At 70.4% G+C, this 18,065-nt stretch carries 17 protein-coding genes; 5 read left to right on the top strand and 12 right to left on the bottom strand.

Going from position 1 to position 18,065, the window contains the following annotated elements; translation table 11 throughout:
- Positions 1–10 precede the first annotated feature (10 nt).
- Positions 11–622: a TetR/AcrR family transcriptional regulator gene (locus SK803_RS01965; RefSeq protein WP_319963954.1), complete on the bottom strand. Its 612-nt coding sequence runs from the start codon at positions 620–622 to the stop codon at positions 11–13.
- A 71-nt stretch (positions 623–693) separates the two neighbouring features.
- Here SK803_RS01965 and SK803_RS01960 point away from each other — a divergent pair, with 71 nt between their 5' ends.
- The 3 genes from SK803_RS01960 to SK803_RS01950 are packed head-to-tail and all read left to right on the top strand — an operon-like array spanning position 694 to position 4,063.
- A complete protein-coding gene (locus tag SK803_RS01960; RefSeq protein WP_319963953.1) occupies positions 694–1,551 on the top strand; it encodes a metal-dependent hydrolase in 858 nt (285 codons plus the stop codon).
- A complete protein-coding gene (locus SK803_RS01955; protein WP_319963952.1) occupies positions 1,551–2,447 on the top strand; it encodes a PDR/VanB family oxidoreductase in 897 nt (298 codons plus the stop codon). The genes SK803_RS01960 and SK803_RS01955 overlap by 1 nt, the downstream gene beginning before the upstream one ends.
- 2 nt (positions 2,448–2,449) lie before the next feature.
- Complete coding sequence (locus SK803_RS01950; RefSeq protein ID WP_319963951.1) at positions 2,450–4,063, top strand: SDR family oxidoreductase; 1,614 nt, start codon at positions 2,450–2,452, stop codon at positions 4,061–4,063.
- On the opposite strand, the gene SK803_RS01945 is transcribed toward SK803_RS01950, so the two are convergent.
- The 6 genes from SK803_RS01945 to SK803_RS01920 form a co-directional block, all read right to left on the bottom strand.
- The gene (locus SK803_RS01945; protein WP_319963950.1) at positions 4,060–4,509 is read right to left on the bottom strand and encodes a tetratricopeptide repeat protein; all 450 of its coding nucleotides are present in this window, start codon (positions 4,507–4,509) and stop codon (positions 4,060–4,062) included. The two genes, SK803_RS01950 and SK803_RS01945, sit on opposite strands and share 4 nt — an antisense overlap.
- A gap of 27 nt (positions 4,510–4,536) precedes the next feature.
- Positions 4,537–5,994 carry a carboxylesterase/lipase family protein gene (locus SK803_RS01940; protein WP_319963949.1) on the bottom strand — a complete coding sequence of 486 codons (1,458 nt, stop codon included), beginning with the start codon at positions 5,992–5,994 and terminating at the stop codon, positions 4,537–4,539.
- A 52-nt stretch (positions 5,995–6,046) separates the two neighbouring features.
- Positions 6,047–7,015, bottom strand: a complete 969-nt coding sequence (locus tag SK803_RS01935) for an NAD(P)-dependent alcohol dehydrogenase (protein ID WP_319963948.1) — start codon at positions 7,013–7,015, stop codon at positions 6,047–6,049.
- 158 nt (positions 7,016–7,173) lie between these two features.
- Entirely contained in the window at positions 7,174–7,782 is a 609-nt protein-coding gene (locus SK803_RS01930) for a VOC family protein (RefSeq protein ID WP_319963947.1), read from the bottom strand.
- Complete coding sequence (locus tag SK803_RS01925; protein WP_319963946.1) at positions 7,779–9,185, bottom strand: dihydrolipoyl dehydrogenase family protein; 1,407 nt, start codon at positions 9,183–9,185, stop codon at positions 7,779–7,781. The genes SK803_RS01930 and SK803_RS01925 overlap by 4 nt, the downstream gene beginning before the upstream one ends.
- The gene (locus SK803_RS01920; RefSeq protein ID WP_319963945.1) at positions 9,185–9,631 is read right to left on the bottom strand and encodes a VOC family protein; all 447 of its coding nucleotides are present in this window, start codon (positions 9,629–9,631) and stop codon (positions 9,185–9,187) included. Before SK803_RS01920 ends, SK803_RS01925 begins: the two co-directional genes overlap by 1 nt.
- Before the next feature lie 106 nt (positions 9,632–9,737).
- Here SK803_RS01920 and SK803_RS01915 point away from each other — a divergent pair, with 106 nt between their 5' ends.
- Complete coding sequence (locus SK803_RS01915; protein WP_319963944.1) at positions 9,738–12,410, top strand: helix-turn-helix transcriptional regulator; 2,673 nt, start codon at positions 9,738–9,740, stop codon at positions 12,408–12,410.
- 12 nt (positions 12,411–12,422) lie between these two features.
- On the opposite strand, the gene SK803_RS01910 is transcribed toward SK803_RS01915, so the two are convergent.
- The 5 genes from SK803_RS01910 to SK803_RS01890 all read right to left on the bottom strand — a co-directional run bounded on the left by SK803_RS01910 (position 12,423) and on the right by SK803_RS01890 (position 17,389).
- Positions 12,423–13,427: a hypothetical protein gene (locus tag SK803_RS01910; protein ID WP_319963943.1), complete on the bottom strand. Its 1,005-nt coding sequence runs from the start codon at positions 13,425–13,427 to the stop codon at positions 12,423–12,425.
- 66 nt (positions 13,428–13,493) lie between these two features.
- The gene (locus SK803_RS01905; protein ID WP_319963942.1) at positions 13,494–14,474 is read right to left on the bottom strand and encodes an SLAC1 family transporter; all 981 of its coding nucleotides are present in this window, start codon (positions 14,472–14,474) and stop codon (positions 13,494–13,496) included.
- 120 nt (positions 14,475–14,594) lie between these two features.
- Positions 14,595–15,341, bottom strand: a complete 747-nt coding sequence (locus SK803_RS01900) for an SDR family oxidoreductase (RefSeq protein WP_319963941.1) — start codon at positions 15,339–15,341, stop codon at positions 14,595–14,597.
- 79 nt (positions 15,342–15,420) lie between these two features.
- A complete protein-coding gene (locus tag SK803_RS01895; protein WP_319963940.1) occupies positions 15,421–16,284 on the bottom strand; it encodes an RNA polymerase sigma-70 factor in 864 nt (287 codons plus the stop codon).
- 73 nt (positions 16,285–16,357) lie between these two features.
- On the bottom strand, positions 16,358–17,389 hold the full coding sequence (locus SK803_RS01890) for a hypothetical protein (protein WP_319963939.1): 1,032 nt from the start codon (positions 17,387–17,389) through the stop codon (positions 16,358–16,360).
- Between the two features lie 116 nt (positions 17,390–17,505).
- On the opposite strand from SK803_RS01890, the gene SK803_RS01885 reads away from it, so the two are divergent.
- Positions 17,506–18,012, top strand: coding sequence for a DinB family protein (locus SK803_RS01885; RefSeq protein WP_319963938.1), 507 nt, complete (start codon positions 17,506–17,508; stop codon positions 18,010–18,012).
- The last annotated feature ends 53 nt before the right edge of the window (positions 18,013–18,065 follow it).

The raw sequence follows: 18,065 nt of genomic DNA, 5'->3' as shown, positions 1-18,065 counted from the left end.
CCACACGCGCTCACCGCAAGCCGTGCGCGATCCGTGACACGAAAGCCACCAACCGGTCCGGCGTGAACTTCTCGGGCTCGGTCAGCACCAGCCGTCCGGACATCTCGGCCAGCGCCAGCATCGCGTGCCCCAGCAGCCCGGAGTCCAGGTCGTCCAGCCCGCCCAGTTCCTTCAGGCCCAAAGCCGCCAGTTCCTCGATCTGAGCCAGGACGCCCGCGCGCACCAGCTCGACCTGGGCGCGGAACTCGTGCGGCGTGCCCTCGGGTGGCAGGAGCACCAGGCGCCAGCGGTCGGGGGCCTCGACCACGGCGTTCACGAAGACGCGGACGGCGTCGGCGAACGCGTCGTCCGGCGAGCGGGTGGCGAAGTCGGTGGGCAGGGCGGCGATGACCTGGTCGGTGGCGCGGGCGGCCTCGCGTTCGAGGAGGGCGCTGATGAGTTCCGCACGGTTCGCGAACAGGTCGTAGAGCACGGGCTTGGTGACTTCGGCCTGTTTGGCGACGGATTCCATGGTCACCGTGTCGAAGCCGGCCGGGATCAGGCTCAGGGCGGCGTCCAGCAGTTGCTCGCGGCGCTGCTCCGGTGGGAGGCGGCGAGCGTACTTCCGGCGCGTTGTGTTCACCGGTCCATATTGCTACGGTGGCGTAGCTTTCACAAAGCTACGCGGGCGTAGTAATTGCCGGGAGGTCTGCGATGGAGCCGGACAACCTCGTTCTGCAGCCGCGTGACGTGCAGTTCGACTGGTCGACCCTGCCGATGCACTGGGTCCCGGACGAGCCGGTCACCACGCACGTCATGAACGTTCTGCACCTGCTGTTGCCAGAGGGCGAGCGTTGGTTCGTGCGCACGTTCCAGCAGGCGGTGCCGCTGATCAACGACGACACGTTGCGCGAGGACGTGCTCGGGTTCATCGGGCAGGAGGCGATGCACGCCGAGGCGCACAGCGAGGTGCTCGATCACCTGCTCGCCAACGGCCTCGACCCGCGGCCGTTCACGCGGCAGACGGAGCACGTGTTCCGGCGGATCCTCGGGCCCAAGGCCGGGCTGAACGAGGAACAGGCGCGCGAGCAGTTGATCGAACGGGTCGCGATCGTCGCCGCCGTCGAGCACTTCACGGCGTACCTGGGCGACTGGATGCTGAACGCCGACGCACTCGACAGGGCGGGCATCCACCCGGTGATGCTCGACCTGTTGCGCTGGCACGCGGCTGAGGAGGTCGAGCACCGCAGTGTCGCGTACGACCTGATGTGCCACCTCGATCGCCGGTACGTGCGGCGCGCGCGGACTATGTTGCTCGTGGCGCCGGTGCTGTTCTGGTTGTGGGTGCGCGGCGCGCGGTTCATGGTGCGGGCCGACAGGACCACCAAGGTGCGGCTGACCTGGCGTGAGTCGATGCGGGCGGGGCGGCGCGGGTTGCTGCCGAAGCTGTCGGACATCTTCCGGGCGTTCCTGCGGTACTTCCACCCCGCGTACCACCCGAAGCAGGAGGGCTCCACGAGTCAGGCCATCGCCTACCTGGCGTCCTCGCCCGCGGCACGAGAGGCGCACTGATGCTGGGTGGCCTGACCAGGTTCGGCAACCTCTACGACGCGGCCGTCACGCGGTTCGGCGGGCGGGCGCGTCCTGGCGTCGCACGGGATGCGTTGTGGCTCAACGTCGTCGAACGCGCTGAGGTCGCGGACGGCGTGGTGAGCCTGCGGTTCGGCGGGGCGGCGCTGCCCGCGTGGCAGCCCGGTTGTCACGTCGACCTGCACCTGCCGTCCGGTCTGCGCCGCCAGTACTCGCTGTGCGGTGATCCGGCCGAGAACACCTACCGGATCGCGGTGCGCGACGTCGGCGCCGGCTCGCGCGAGGTGCAGGGACTCAAGATCGGCGACCGGATCCAGGTGCGCGGGCCGCGCAACGCGTTCCCGTTCGCCGGGATCGGGCCGATCGTGTTCGTGGCGGGCGGCATCGGGATCACACCGATCCTGCCGATGGTCCACGAGGCCGCGCGCCGGGGCCTGGACTGGCGGCTCGTGTACTGCGGGCGATCGATGGCGGCCATGCCGTTCCTGGACGAGCTGCCGGTCGGCCGCGTCGACGTGCGGATCGGCCGGGGCGAGGCGCTCCTCGGGGACGCCACGCCCGGTGGCGCCGTCTATTGCTGCGGTCCGGCGTCGATGCTGGAGCAGGTGCGCGCCGAGTTCTCGTCCCGATGGCTGCACTTCGAACGGTTCAGCCCGCCGCCGATCGTGGACGGCCGCCCGTTCACGGTCGAACTGCGGCGCAGCGGGGTATCCCTGGACGTGCCGGCCGACCGGTCGGCGCTGGACGTGATCAGGGACTTCCGCCCGGCGGTCGCCTACTCGTGCCGGCAGGGGTTCTGCGGCACGTGCGACGTCGGCGGCGTGCGGATCTGCGTGGACCGGCCCACCGGTGACCGGCTAGTTCTGGAGGAACTGTGAAGGTGCGTTCCGGGGAAGTCGAACTCGCCGTGCAGGTGCGCGGCACGGACGGGCCGACCGTGGTGCTCGTGCACGGCTATCCCGACACCCACGCCGTGTGGGATCGCGTGGCCGCATTGCTGGAGAAGGACTTCAGGGTCGTCACCTACGACGTGCGCGGCGCGGGCGAGTCGACGGCGCCGTCCACTGAGGACGGTTACCGGCTCGAGCACCTGGCGAAGGACCTGTTCGCGGTGATCGACGAGGTCAGCCCGGACGAACCGGTGCACGTCGTAGGCCACGACTGGGGTTCGATCCAGTCGTGGGAGGCCGTGACCACGCCCGGCGCGCGGATCAGCACGTTCACGTCGATCTCCGGGCCTTGCCTCGACCACATGGGGCACTGGTCGCGCAAACGCTTGTCGGTCGCGCACATCCGGCAGTTCTTCCGGTCCTGGTACATCGGCGCGTTCCACCTGCCGGTGCTCGCGCCGCTGTTCTGGCGGCTGTACCTCGGCCCGCGCTGGGGAAGCGTGCTGCGACGGCTCGAAGGCGTCAGGACGACGCCCACCAAGACGATCACCCGGGACGCCGTGCGCGGGATCTCGTTGTACCGGGCCAACATCCGCCAGGTCATGGGCTCGCCGCGGAACCGGCGCGCGCCCATGCCGGTGCAGGTGATCCAGCCGACCCACGACCGCTACATCCGCACCGAGGCGCTCGACCTGGAGCGCTGGGTGCCGTCACTGCGCCGGCGCAGGATCGCCGCCGGGCACTGGGCGCCGCTCAGCCACCCCGCGCCGCTCGCCAGGATGATCAGCGAGTTCGTCGCGGACTCCACTCCCCCGCGCGAACTCGTCGTGATCACCGGCGGTGGCAGCGGCATCGGACGGGCGACAGCGGTCGCGTTCGCCAAGGCCGGCGCGAACGTCGTGGTGTCCGATGTGGACTTCGCCGCGGCCAAGGAGACCGCGGACATGGTCAACGGCCACGCCTACGAGGTCGACGTGCGGTCGGAAGAGGTGGTCAGGGCCTGGGCGCGGCAGGTCGCCGACGAACACGGCGTGCCCGATGTCGTCGTCAACAACGCCGGTATCGGTCACTCCGGGTCGTTCCTGTCGACGTCGACCCAGCAGTGGCAACGGGTGCTGGACGTCAACCTGTGGGGCGTGGTGCACGGCTGCCGGGCGTTCGGCGAGCTGATGGTCGAACGCGGAGAGGGCGGCCACATCGTGAACCTGTCCTCGGCGGCGGCCTACCTGCCGTCGAAGATCCTCTCCGCGTACGCCACCAGCAAAGCAGCGGTGTTCATGCTGTCGGACTGCCTGCGGGCCGAACTCGCGCCGCACGCCATCGGCGTCAGCGCGATCTGTCCGGGCGTGGTGAACACGAACATCACCGCCACCACGACGTTCTCCGGCGTAAGTGCCGAGGAACAGAGCCGCAAGCAGGACCGCGCGTCCCGCCTCTACGCCCGCCGCGGCTTCGGCCCAGAGGGTGTCGCGACGGAGATCGTGCGCGCCGTCCGCCGCAACCGGCCGGTGGTGCCGGTGACGGCGGAGGCGAAGGCCGCGCGGTTGGCCAGCCGGGTCGCGCCGGGGCTGCTGCGGGCGTTCGCCAAGCTGGACGTCGGCTAGACCTCGGCCAGGTCCCCGCCGAACGCGGCGGCCAGCCGGAGCCAGGGCGCGGCCTCCTCAGGCCGTCCCTGCCGCTCCAGCGTCCGCCCCAGCAACAGGTGGGCGTAGTGCTCGACCGGGTCGCGGTCCACGATCACGCGGAGCCGCGCCTCGGCCTTGCCCAGCTGCGCCGAGTGGAAGTAGGCGCGGGCCAGCAGCAGGAAGAGGTCCGTCTGGAACGGCACTTCCTCGACGACCTCGGCCAGCAGCTGCGCGGCCTTGACGTAATCCCTGGCCTCGAACAGCAACTGCGCGCGGTCCCACTTGTCGGCCGCGGTGTCCACGTGCCCGGCGTCGAACAGGTGCGTGGCGGTGACCCATCGATCAGCCGCCACCTCACCGTTCGGCTGGTATGCGTTGAAGTCGTACCCCGTGCTGTCGTGCACCGCGAAGTCGTTGTCCCTCATCGAACCTCCCTTCCGGCGCGTACAACGTCAGCCGGCGGCGGGTATTCCCCCGATCAGCTGCAGCGGCGCGAAGCGGTGCCCCGCCCAGATCCGCCGCGACACCTCCTCCGGATACGCGGTCACGGCCGGCGGCACGTCGAAGATCCGCGTCAGCCGTTCCGCCGGGTCGTAGGCGGGCCAGCCGGGATCGCCGTGGATCGCGAAGGACGACCACGCCGTCCGCATCTGCGCGGACAGCTCCTCCGTCGCCGGGGTGATGTCGCCGAGCACGGCCGCTGTCTGCCCGCGCCCCGGATTGCCGAACACCAGCGGCACGTCCAGCCCGTGACAGGCCCCGAACCGGTCGGGCGGCTCCCAGGTCACCTCGTAGACGTGCGCCCGGCCGCCCGCGGCGATCTGAGCCTCCGCGAGGTGCAGCGACGGCATCCGGAACAGCCAGTCCGAGCAGACCTCCTCGAACAGTTCGTCCGGCCCCAGCTCCGGATACGTCAGGCCCGGTGCGAGCACCCGCAGAGCCTCCGCGGCCTGCTCCCGCGTCACCTGGCCGAGCATTCCCTCGATCGCGGTGAGCAGTCGCTGCTCGTGGCGTGTGTGGCCGACGACGAGGTCGACGTCACCGGTCAGCCCCTCCCACGGCGCCACCGGCAGCACGTCGCCGTCGACCACCGGCGCGAACGGGATGACCTTGTGCGCGGCCTGGCCCCAGCGATCGGCGAACTGCCCGATCTTGGCCATGACCTCGTCGCCCACGATCGGCAGCATCGCCGGGTCCACAGTGGACAAGTCCGCGACCGTCGGGCGCAGGCCCAGTTCGGCGGCACACACCAGAGCGATGTCGGCGGCCAGCTCCGGCGTGAAGAACACGCCCGGCACGCTGCTCGCGATCGCGCGGTGGAACAGCCCGGCGGCGAGGGGCATGGCCAGCAACGCCGCGACCGAGCCTCCACCCGCCGACTGACCGAAGATCGTCACGCGTCCCGGATCGCCGCCGAACGCGCTGATGTTGTCGCGCACCCATTCCAGCGCCGCGACCTGGTCCAGCAGGCCGCGGTTCGCCGGTGCTCCCTCGATCGCCGCGAACCCCTCCATGCCCACGCGGTAGTTGAACGTCACCACGACGGTGCCGTCCAACGCCAGCCGCGTGCCGTCGTACTCGGGCAGGCCGGACATGCCGATCGTGTAGGCACCGCCCTGGATCCACACCATGACCGGCAGATCACCGGCGAGATCGGGCGACCAGACGTTCACGGTCAGCCACTCGTCGCCGGACTCCCCCAGCTCGTCCATGCCGAACACCGCGGCCTGCGGCGGTGGTGGTCCGAACGTCAACGCCTCCCGTACGCCCTCCCACGCCGGCGCCGGTTGGGGTGCGGCGAACCGCAGGGCGCCGACCGGGGGCGCGGCGAACGGGATGCCGCGGAAGACCGACACACCTGCTTCCGAAGCGCCTCGAACCGTTCCGCCGCCTGCTCGAACCTCGACCATGACGCGGATGGTCGTCGCTCAGACGCCTGAAGCGCCAGGCAATTTCCACCACTCAAGCCGTGACCACGACCTTCGCCCGCGCGTGCTGGGACTCGACGTGCCGGATCGCGTCGGGCGCGTCGGTCAGCGGGTAGGTCCGCTCGATCACCGGCACCAGCTTCCCCGACTCGGCGAGGTCGCGCAGCGCGGCCAGGTTCTCCTTGCTGGGCTTGGCTTCCAGCACCACGAGCCGCTGCCGGGTGAACGGCCCGAGCAGCTTGCCCTGGATGATCAACCCGTACGGGCCGAACAGCGCGCCGCCGGTGAAGCTGCCGCCGCCGGAGAGCACCAGGACGCCGTCCGGGGTCAGCAGGCCGCGCAACGCGCTCATCGACCGGTTGCCCACGAGGTCGAAGACGAGGTCGTAGCGCTCGTCACCGCTGGTGAAGTCCTCGGTCCGGTAGTCGATCACCACGTCCGCGCCGACCGCACGGACCTGCTCGACGTTGCGCGTGCTGCACACCCCGGTCACGATCGCCTTGCGCGCCTTGGCGATCTGCACCGCCAGCAACCCGACACCGCCGGACGCGCCGTTGATCAGCACCTGCTGCCCCGCCTGCAACTCGCGCAGCCCCATCCACGCGGTGTTGCCCGCCAGCGGCAGCGTCGCCGTCTGCTCGAACGTGAGGTTCACGGGCTTGCGCTCCACCAACCCCGCGGGCACCCGGACGTACTCGGCGAAGGCCCCCTCGACCTCGCCGAACACCTCGTCCCCCACCTGCAGCATCCCGCTCACACCGGGCCCGACGGCCTCGACCACGCCCGCGAAGTCCATGCCCCGGATCCGTGCCTTTGGCCCGCGCAGCCCCAGGAACAACCGCGCGAAGTACGGGTCGCCGCGCATGATGTGCCAGTCGGCGGCGTTGACCGACGACGCCCGCACGCGCACCAGCACCTCGCCCGCCGCCGGCACGGGCCGTTCGACCTCGCGCAGCTCCAGCACGTCCGCCGAGCCGTATCTGTCCTGAACGATCGCCTTCATTCGCGGCCTCCCTCGCTTGCCAGGAAGTTATGCCGCGACAACGCCTGTCCACATCAGGGACGCCCCCTAGGGCCACCCGCAGCACGAAGAGCGCGGAACGCCGACCTGGTCGGCGTTCCGCGCAGCGCTCTGTCAACTTCGGAGATCACTCCCGCGATCTAGAGCGGCAGCTCCTGGCCCGTCTGTTCCTTGACCATGTACTCGGCGTACCAGTCAGGCCAGTTCTCGTCGAACTCGCCGCCGTTGCGCTTCTCGTGCTCGCCGTGGGCCAGCGCGGCCCTGCGCAACGCCGAGGCCAGGTCGGTGATGGACCCGTAGGACGTGTCGTCGGCGTCGACACGGCCGGGCAGGCGGGTCGTGACCTCCTGCAGGATCCACAGGTTGCCGTCCGGGTCGCTGAGCTCGGCGCGCGTGAAGTAGCTGCGCCGCTCTGGGTCCGCGCCCTCGACGGGACCGTCCGGGCCGCCGTGGAAGAGCGGGCCGACCTTGACGCCCGCGGCGAGCAGCGCCTCGTGCGTCTCGACGATGTCCGAGACGACCAGGAAGTGCCTGCCGGAACCGGGTTCCGCGGTCGTGACGCCCTCACCGAAGTGGATGGACGCGTTCGAACCGTGCGGGGTGAACTGCACGACCCACGGCGGGGTGACGTCCAGCCGCCAGCCGAGCCGGCTGTAGAACACCTTGGCGCGCTCCACGTCGGCGACGGGGATGACGGTGACTTCGAGCTTCATGTCGATCTCTGCCAGATTCTTGGGGAGGTTCTTCACTTCGCTACTTCCTTTGCCAGATCACGGAGGCCGTTGAGGAACGCCTCGGAGAAGGTGGGGAACGGCTGGATGACGTCGAGCAGCACGGACAGCGGGACCCTCGTGATTTTTCGGCACGCGAGCGCTTTTCTCGCGTGCCGAAAAATCACGCCGCTTCTGGAAATGTCACAGCGGATCGCGACGGTGGCCTGCTGGAGCCACTCGCCCGCCTCGGGGCCGATGGCGTAGGCGCCGATGAGGACTTCGCCGTCGGACACGAGGGTCAGGAAGCCGGGTCGCGTGGCGTACTCACGGGTGTAGGTGGCCGTGCGAGCGACGCCGGACAGGTGAGCTGTTGCGGTGTACTTTCCTTCTGCGGCACCGACTGCGGCGACCTGCGGGTCGGTGAACACGACCCTCGGCACGGCGCTGTAGTCGACCGCCGCTGGCTTGCCGAGGATGTTCGCGGCGGCGACGCGGCCCTGGTACTTGCCGACGTGGGTCAGGTTCCACTGGCCCGTGACGTCGCCGACCGCCCAGACGCCGTCCGCCACGTTCATCCGCTCGTCGGTGACCAGGCCGTGCGGATTCGGTTCGACACCAACGGTTTCGAGCCCGATGCCGGTGACCCGCGGGCGACGGCCGGTGGCGACGAGGAGCTTGTCGCCGCGCAACTGCTTGCCGTCCGGGAAGTCGAGCACGTACTCGTCGCCGTCCTTGGACGCTGCCGTGGCGTGCGCGCCGAGGTGCAGTTCGACGCCGTCCGCTGCCAGTGCCACCCCGAGCGCGCGGCCGACCGCCTCCGGTTCGCGGGGCAGCAGGTGGTCCGCGCCCTCGACCAGGGCGACCTCGGCACCGAGCCGCCGGAACGCCTGCGCCATCTCGACGCCCACCGGTCCGCCGCCGAGGATCAGCAGCCTGTCCGGGATCTCCTTGACGCCGGTGGCCTCGCGGTTCGTCCACACGTCCAGCTCGCGCAGGCCGGGGATCGGCGGGATGAACGCTTCCGAGCCGGTGGCGATCACGATGTGCCCGGTGGTGTAGGTCTGCTCGCCCACCGCCACGGTGTTCGGGCCGGCGATGCGCCCGTCACCGCGCAACACGTCGATGCCGGCTTCACGCGCCCACTTCTCGCCGCCCTCGTCGTCGTAGGACGAGACCATGAAGTCACGCCAGGCCAGCGCGGCCTTGACGTCGACCTGCCCGGTGACCGCCTCTTTCGCGCCAGGGACGTCGAGCGCGGCCGCCACGACCTCGCCCGGCCTCAGCAGCGTCTTGGACGGAATGCACGCCCAGAACGAGCACTCACCGCCGAGCAACTCGCGCTCGACCAGTGCGACCCGCAGGCCACCATCGGCGACGGCGGCGGCGAAGTGCTCGCCGGGTGATCCGCCGCCGATGACGATCACGTCGTACTGGGTCATCACACACGTCCGGGAAGGCGCGTCGTGACCTCCTGCAGAACCCAGCCGTTGCCGTCGGGGTCGCTGAACGAGGCGAACGACCCGTAGCTGGAGCGGCCGGCGGCAGGCCCCTCGACCCGGCCCTCGGTGCCGGCGTGGTGGAAGACACCCGTCTTGTCGTGGAAGATCTCGCTGACCTCCACGCCGCGCCCGATCAGGTCCTCACGGGCGGCGACGACGTCGTCGACGATCAGGTGCAGCCCCTCGGCACTGCCGGGCGCCGCGTTCGTCACGCCGTTGCCGAAGATGATCGACGCGGGCGATCCGGGCGGGGTGAGCTGCGTGAGGCGGTATCCCTCGTCGTTGGCGAACTCGGCGTCGAAGCGCCAGCCGAGCGTCTTGTAGAAGTGGATGGCGCGGTCGACATCGCTCACCGGGATGACCGCGACCTCGAACTTGTAGTCCATCGGGGTTCAACTCCTTCGTTTCGTGTACCGCAAGAGTCGTCCCACCAGGGCGTCCTTCGAACCCGTGGAACACCCTGGTCACCCACTGGCACGTAGGCTCGGACCCGTGCCGGACGAGGGACTGCTGGGCAGACGCACCGAGGGCGAGACGCTGGACCGCCTCCTCACGCAGGCGCGGACCGGTGCCGGGCAGGTGCTGGTCCTGCGCGGCGAGGCGGGGATCGGCAAGACCGCGCTGCTCGACCACGTGTCGGGGCGGGCGTCGGGGTTCCGGGTCGCGCGGGCCGCCGGGGTGGAGTCCGAGAGCGCGTTCCCCTATGCCGGGCTGCACCAGTTGTGCGCGCCGTTCCTCGACCGGCTGGACCGGCTGCCCGCGCCGCAGCGGGAGGCGCTCGGCACCGCGTTCGGGATGGCGGCCGGGCCCCGGCCCACGCGGTTCATGGTGGGACTGGCGGTGCTGACGTTGCTCGCCGAGGTCGCCGACGAGCAGCCGCTGGTGTGCCTGGTCGACGACGCGCAGTGGCTCGACTCGATGTCGTCCGCGGTGCTCGGGTTCGTCGCGCGGAGACTGCTCGCCGAGCGGATCGCGCTGGTCTTCGTGTTGCGTGAAGGCAACGACTACCTCGACGGGTTGCCCGAGCTGCTGGTGCGCGGGCTGGACGACGCCGACGCCCGTTCGTTGCTGGAGTCGGTGATCAAGGGGCCGGTGGACGGCCGGGTGCGCGACCGGATCGTCGCCGAGGCACGTGGCAACCCGCTCGCGTTGCTGGAGCTGCCGCGGGCGTGGACGACCGCCGAGCTGGTCGACGGGTTGGACGCCGAGCCGCTCACCAGCCGCATCGAGCAGAGCTTCGTCCGGCAGATCGAACCGCTGCCCGCCGACACCCGCCTGCTGCTGCTGACCGCCGCCGCCGAACCGCTCGGTGACGCGACCCTGCTGTGGCGCGCGGCCGGCCTGCTCGGGCTCGGCGCCGACCCGGCCGCGGCGGCGGTGGGCACCGGGCTGATCGAGTTCGGCGCGCGGGTCCAGTTCCGGCACCCGCTGGTGCGCTCCGCCGTGTACCGGTCGGCGTCCACTGTGGACCGGCAGCGGGTGCACCGGGCGCTCGCCGACGTGACCGATCCGGCCATCGACCCGGACCGCCGCGCGTGGCATCGCGCGCACGGCACCACCTCACCCGACGAGGAGGTGGCCGCCGACCTGGAGACCTCGGCGTCGCGCGCCCAGGCCCGTGGTGGCCTGCTGGCCGCGGCCGCGTTCCTCGAACAGGCAGCGGTGCTCACCCCCGAGCCCGGCCGCCGCGCCTCCCGGGAGTTGGCGGCGGCACGGGCCAAGCGGGACGCGGGCGCGCTCGAAGCATCGCTGCGGCTGCTCAGCGCGGTCGAGGCCGGACCGCCGGACGAGCGGCGCAGCGCCGAGATCGAGCACCTGCGCGGGCACATCGCGTTCGACCAGCGCCGGGTCGCCGACGCCGCACCTCTGTTGTTCAGCGCGGCTCGCCGGCTCGCCCCGTTCGACGCCGACCTGGCCCGCGTGACCCACCTCGAGGCGATGTCGGCCGCGATCTGGGCGGGTTCGCCGCTGGAGGACGCCGCCCGCACCGCTCCCCCGCCACGCACCCCGCCGTGCGCGATCGACCTCGTGCTCGTGGCCCTCACCACCCGCGTCGCCTCGGGCTACGCGGCGTCCGTGCCGCACATGAAGCGCGCGCTGGAGGAGGTGCGTGCGTTGAAGGTAGGCGCCGACGACATCAGCCGCCTGCCGTGGCTGTTCGGCAACCGCGCGGGCGGCATCATCGCGAGCGAGATGTGGGACTTCGACACGCGGCGCGAGTTCGCCAGGCAACAGGTCCGCACGTCCCGCGACGCCGGTGCCCTCGTGCAGCTGCAGTTCGCGCTGAACTTCTTGGCGGACAACGAACTCATGGCCGGCGAACCGGCCGCCGCGCAGGCGTTGATCGAGGAGGACCAGCGCATCTCCGAGGTCACCGGCACCCCGCCGGTCGCCTACGCCGTGCTGCTGCAGGCCGCCTTCCGCGGCGAGGACATCGCCACCGCGGCCGGGGCGCGGGCTCGCGCCGAGGGCCAGGGACGCCTGGCGACCATCGCCGACTGGACGCTCGCGATCCTCCACAACGGACTCGGCCGCCACGACCTGGCCCGCGACGCCGCGTTGCGCGTGTTCCACTCCGACGCCCTGATCTACAGCTGCCTGGTCGCCACGGAACTGGCGGAGGCCGCGTCCCGCACCGGCGACACCGCTCTGGTCGCCGAGGCACTCGAACGTGCGGAGCCGCTGGTCGACACCGCCTGGTCGTTGGGCGTCAAGGCTCGCCTGCGCGCGTTGAACGGGGACACTGATGGCTTCCGCGAGTCGATCGACCACTTCGCCCGCACGAGCCTGAAGACCGAACTCGCCCGCGCGCACCTGTTGTACGGCGAGTGGCTGCGCCGCGAGGGCCAGCGCGTCGATGCCCGCGAGCACCTCCGCACCGCCCACGAAATGCTTGGGGCGGCAGGCATGCCGATGTTCGCCGAGCGCGCTCACCGCGAATTGCAGGCCACCGGTGAAACGGTCCGCAAGCGCACCGCCGAGCCCACCGACGAGCTGACCGCGCAGGAGTACCAGATCGCGCGGCTGGCCCGTGAGGGTTACTCGAACCCGGAGATCGGCACCCGGCTGTTCATCAGCCCGCGCACCGTGGAATGGCACCTGCGCAAGGTGTTCGGCAAGGTCGGTGTGACCTCGCGCCGCCAGCTGCGCGACGCGAGGTTCTGACCACGCCCCAGATCAGCTGACGACCCACTTGAAGGCCTGCTTGGGCCACTCCGGATAGTCGTCACCCGTGAAGCCGACGACCACGCCGGCGTTGTTGATCCCGGTGAGCCGCCCGAAGTACTTGCCGGTCGGCCAGGGGAGTTCGCGCTTCTCGTTGGTGGCGCTCCAGAAAGTCGCCCGGAAGCTCACGGTGGCGATCACCGACCCGTTGTCGTTGATCGACACCAGAAGGCTCCTGTCGCCGAGCTGGGTCACCGATCCGTCTCGGTTCCACCTCACCGTGAACGTGGCCCTGTTCCTGTCCTCCGCGTAGCCGGCCACGTCGCCGTGCCGGTTCACGCCGAGACCCATGGCCGTGCCGCCGGAGGGCAGCGCGGGCAGCAGGGTGAACGACCCGTCCGGGTTCCAGCGCACCGGGCGCGTCGGCTCGTTGATCAGGTAGACCCAGCCGGTCGCGAAACCGTTGGGAGAAACCGCGTTGACCTGACTCCCGGAGGCACCCGCCGGCATCGGCAGTTCGCTCCGCACGCCGTTCGCGTCCCACCGCCACGCACGCCACGAGTCGATGTTCGACGTGTCGAGGCTCCAGCCGTAGACAGCGCCGGAATCGTCGATCCCGGTGACGTAAGTGGTCCGGTGGCCGGGCGCCGCGCTCAGCACGGTGTGGGTGCCGTCCACGTTGAACCGCAACGCGACCGTGGCGGAACCCGGCGCGGACGTCTCGGCCGCGACGGCGCCCGTGCTGTTGATCGCTTTCGCTCTGACGAACCCCGCATCGGCTGGACCGCCGAGGTCCGTCACCGTGCCGTCGCTGTCCCACTTCACCGCGCGGACCTTGCCGTCGACCGTCGCGGATCCCACGGTGACGCCCGCGTCGTTGATCGCGGCCGCTTCCTGGACGGTGGTGCCGGGAAGCGTGCCGAACTCGGTGACCGTCGTGGCCGCGTGCGCTGGTGTGGAGGCGAAAACCGTTGCCACCAAAGCCGCGGACAACACAAAACCAGTTGATCGACTCATCTCATCCCCCCAGATCTGTGAGTCACGCCGACGTTACAGCGGAGTGATCACCGAGGTAAGGGCCGATCAGCCGGTACGACGAGATGTGACCGATCGCGCACCGAGCCGCAGCGACGCCACCACGATCGCCAGGATCAACGCGCTGGACACGGTAAGCGAGACCCAGCCCGCGAGTTGCCAGCCGGGGAACCGCAGCCCGGCGGAGTACCTGACGCCGATGTTGCCGAGCACCGCGATCGGGAACGTGAACACCCAGTACTGCGTGCTGAACGGCAGGCGCAGGTAGTCGCGCACGAAGAACAGTTGCACCAGCAGCATGAACAGGGTCACGCCGCCGAGCGCGGTCTGCAGGTCGTCGACGGCGCCGCGGGTGATCGCGAACCAGGCGACGCTCGCGGTGCCAGGCGGGGACAACAGGATCGAGAGCACGGGTTTGAAGGGCAGCGGGAGTTCCGAGCCGAAGAACAGGCGGGAGGTGATCACCGCGCCGAGCAACAGCCAGAAGAAGATGCCGATGCCGAACACGCCAACGGCGGCGCCGTGCTGGTCGACGCTCACGAAACCGATGGCGGCGATGAACGCGCCCGCGGTGACCGGGAGGAAGTAGCCGGGGTGCAGGGCGTTCTGGTCCAGCGGGTGCTTGAGCCAGTGCGCGAACAGCGCGGCGGCGTTCAGGGCTAGACCGGCGACGGCGAGCCAGATCAGCCACGGGGCCACCGCGCCCAAAGCCTTGGCGTAGTGGGCTGTCAGCAGGATCGCGATCACCGGCAGGTACGCGGTGAGCGGACCGAGGAGAGGGTGGCGCAGGTCGACGTGGAAGCCGCCGTTGCGCGGTCTGACCGTGCGGGCCAGGTACGCCAGCGTGAACGCCGCGAAGATCAGGGTCGCGGCGCCGAACGCCACCGACGCGGGCCACGCGGGAGCGTCCAGCAACTGGGCGGCGGCGGTCCAGCCGCCGCCGAGACCGGCGAGGCCGAGCGGGATGGAGAACAGGCTGATCGGCAGTGCCCAGCTCGGGGCCTTCACCGGGGCGAGAGTCGTGGTCATGGAACCACGGTCGGTCAGGCAACCCCCTGCTCGCGCCAGGGGAACACACTGGTCGGCATTCGACGACGTGCACGGCCAGGGGTGCGCCCGGCACCGGCCGCACCCCTGGTCACTGGAAGCTCAGTTGCCCGCGGCCAGCCAGTCCTTCAGGCTGGTCGGCTGCAGCTGCGCACCCGCGTTCGGCACGAGCTGCTTGCCCGTCAGGAACGTGCCGAAGTACTTGGCCCGCGGGTCGCTCACGACCTCGCGCTCGTCGTTGCGGTGGCTGAGAACCGTGCGGATCCAGCCGTCCATGGTGAACTCCTCCGGCCCGCCGATCTCCAGCACGCCGTTGACCGGCTCGGTCGCCGCCGTCCGCCCGACCACCGCGGCGACGTCCGACGCCGCGATCGGCTGCACACCACCGTGCGGGAGGTGCACGGCGCCGTCGACCTCCGCCGAGTTCGCGATGGCACCCGCGAACTCGAAGAACTGGGTCGCGCGGATGATCGAGTACGTGAGGCCGGACTCCGTGATGAGCTTCTCCTGCGCCACCTTCGCGCGCAGGTAGCCCGACTCGGGCAGCTCGTCCGTGCCGACGATCGACAGCGCGACGTAGTGGCCGACACCGGCGTCCTTGGCGGCCTGGGTCAGGTTGGTCGTGGCGGTGGTGAAGAAGTTCATGACGTCGTCGTCGGCGAACGACGGCGAGTTCGACACGTCGACGAGCACGTCGGCGCCCTCCAGAACCTCCTTGACGCCCTCACCGGTCACCGTGTTGACGCCGCTGTTCGGGGACGCGGGCACGGCGTCGTGGCCGTGCTCGCCGAGCCGCTTCACGACCTGGCTGCCGATCAACCCGGTGCCGCCGATGACAACGATCCTCATGGGTCCGTCCCTCTCGTGAACCCGCCCCGTGCGGGTGTTCACGAGCTAAGACAGGACAGCCCCCGAAGTTGTGACAGGCCTACCGGAACGCACCCAGCTTCTCGGGGTTGACCAGCCACAACACGTGATCGATGCCGTGCTCGGAGGCCGACACGGTGATCACCGCGTAGGTGCTGTCGTCCTTGCGCAACCGGACCGCGGGGAGCCCGTTCGCCTCGACGAACGACACCTCCGCACCGGCCCAGAACGACGGCGCCCAGCCGGAGATGATCTTCGCCAGGGAGGCCGCGCCGAACAGCGGACGGCCGGCGGCCCGGATCGCGCCGTTGCTGTCGGAGTAGCTCACGACGTCCTGCGCGAACAGCTTCTCGAGCGCCTCCAGGTCACCGGCCTGCGCGGCCGCGACGAACGCCTCCAGCAGTTTGCGCTGGTCAGCCCGCTCGACGGGCGCCCGCCGCTCGTCCGCGAGGTGCTTGCGCGCCCGGCTGACCAGCTGCCGCGTCGCCACCTCGCTGGTCTGCACGATCTCGGCGATCTCCCGGTACGGGTAGTCGAACGCCTCGCGCAGCACGTAGGCGGCGCGTTCGGTCGGTGTCAGCTTCTCGAGCAGCATCAGCACCGCGAGCTCCAGCACCGCGCCCTGCTCGGCGCCGACCTGCGGGTCCGCGGACGTGTCCACCGGCTCGGGCAGCCACGGCCCGACGTAGGTCTCGCGGCGGGCCCGCGCGGTCTGCGACTCGTTGATCGCGAGCCGGGTGATGGCCTTCGCCAGGTAGGCCTCGGGGTTGAGCACGGCGTCGCGGTCCGCGAGCTGCCAGCGCAGCCAGACCTCCTGCACCAGGTCCTCGGCGTCCGCCACGCTGCCGGTCATGCGGTACGCGATGCCGAACAGCCTCGGCCGGGCCGCCGCGAACGCCGACTCGGCCTGCTCGAGCGTCGTCATCGAACCGCTCCCCTCTCCTCACCGGCAACGTTAGCGCCGATGAGGAGAGGGCGGTGGTGTGTCGCCCCGCACGTCAGCTCGGGTCGCCGACCCCCGGCCGGCAGTTCCAGCGCAGCGGACCGTAGTTGCTCGCCTTGCTGTAGAGGCTGTCGTCGTCGCCCGCGACGAACAGCTCGGAGACGAAGGTGACGCCGTCGGGCACCGGCAGTTCACCCAGGAATGTGGTGTCCCGCCAGACCGACGACCTGCCCGTCATCGTCGAGCGTTCACCGGTGATCAGCCCGCTCGCGTTGATGGCGAACGCCGTGCCACCGTCCTCGATGTACCGGACGTTGCCGTCGCTGTCCCACAACAGGGACTGCGAGTCCGGCCACGGCGACTCGACCTGGTAGCCGACCACCTTGCCGTTGCGAATCGCTTCGACGAACAGCTGCTTGGCGGGATCCGCGGCCAGCGGGATCACCTGACCGTGCCGCCACAGCGAGGCAGACCTGCCATCACGGCCGCTGAGCAGCACCGTGCCGTCGTCGTCCAGATCCTCCGGCGTGCCGAGTGAGGAGTCGATGACGATCGGACCGGCCGCGAGCGTGGACCACAGCAGGGAAACGGCCTGTCCGTCCGAGATCCTCTCGCCGTGGCCCAACGCGTCCCCGCGTTCGTTGAGCGCGGTCACGCCGGAGACGCGGTAACCGGCCGGCGGGACCAGTTCGGTGAACGAGCCCGCGCCCTGGTGCCCGCCCGAGTAGAGCATGGCCACCCGGCGTTGCCGCGCGGGCCAGCTGGCGCTGAACAACACGGTGCCCGCCGAGTTCTCGTCGGCCATCTGCAGGTACAGCAGGTGCTGCAGCCCGTCGACGACCCGCGGCTGCCCGTTGGTCCAGAGCACGAGGTCGAACGTGTTGGCGCCGGGCCGCAGCGAGGTGCCCGAGTAGTTGCCGTGGCTGTCGGTGCCCTCGATCTGCGTGAAGTCCGGGTTGTACCCGTCCGGTGTCAGCACCTTCGACACGACCCACGTGCACGGCGCCGGATCGGCGGCCGCCACAGCCGGTGCTGCCGAAGTGGTGCAGGCCAAACCCATTGCCGCGATGAGCGCGAGACTGCGCATCTGGGATTCCCCCCGAATCACTGGACGACGGCACCGACACGCCCTCCGCTCGTGGCCGGTTGCCGTGGTGATCGATCACCACCCGAACGGCCCAAGCGGAATGCGAGACTGGCCGCGTGACCATCGAACGCCCCGAACCGCCACTGCGGGGAGACGAGCGCGAGACCCTGCGCACGTTCCTCGACTTCCACCGCGCCACCCTCGCGATGAAGTGCGAAGGCCTGTCCGACGAGGACCTCCGCCGCCGCTCCATGCCACCGTCCACACTGACGTTGCTCGGCCTGGTGCGGCACATGGCCGAGGTCGAGCGCACCTGGTTCCGCAAGGTCATCAACGGTGAGGACATTCCGTTGGTGTGGTCGGACGTCAACGACTACCAGGTGGCTTACGACGCCTCGGAATCGAGCCGCACCGAGGCCTTCGACGCGTGGCAGAACGAGGTCGAGCACGCACGCAAGATCGAGCGCGAAGCGGAATCGCTGGACGTGACGGGTTATCAGCCGCGGTGGGCAGAACAGGTGTCCCTGCGGTTGGTCATGCACCATCTCTGCCACGAGTACGCGCGCCACAACGGCCACGCGGACTTCCTGCGCGAGGGCATCGACGGCGTCACAGGGGCGTGAGACTCCGCTCGGCCACCGGGTCGCGCATCCGAGCGGACATCTGTCCTCCCTGA

This window comes from Lentzea miocenica (assembly GCF_033949945.1).
In the GTDB taxonomy this organism is placed as follows: domain Bacteria; phylum Actinomycetota; class Actinomycetes; order Mycobacteriales; family Pseudonocardiaceae; genus Lentzea; species Lentzea miocenica.
This window is presented reverse-complemented; position numbering and strand designations above follow the sequence as displayed.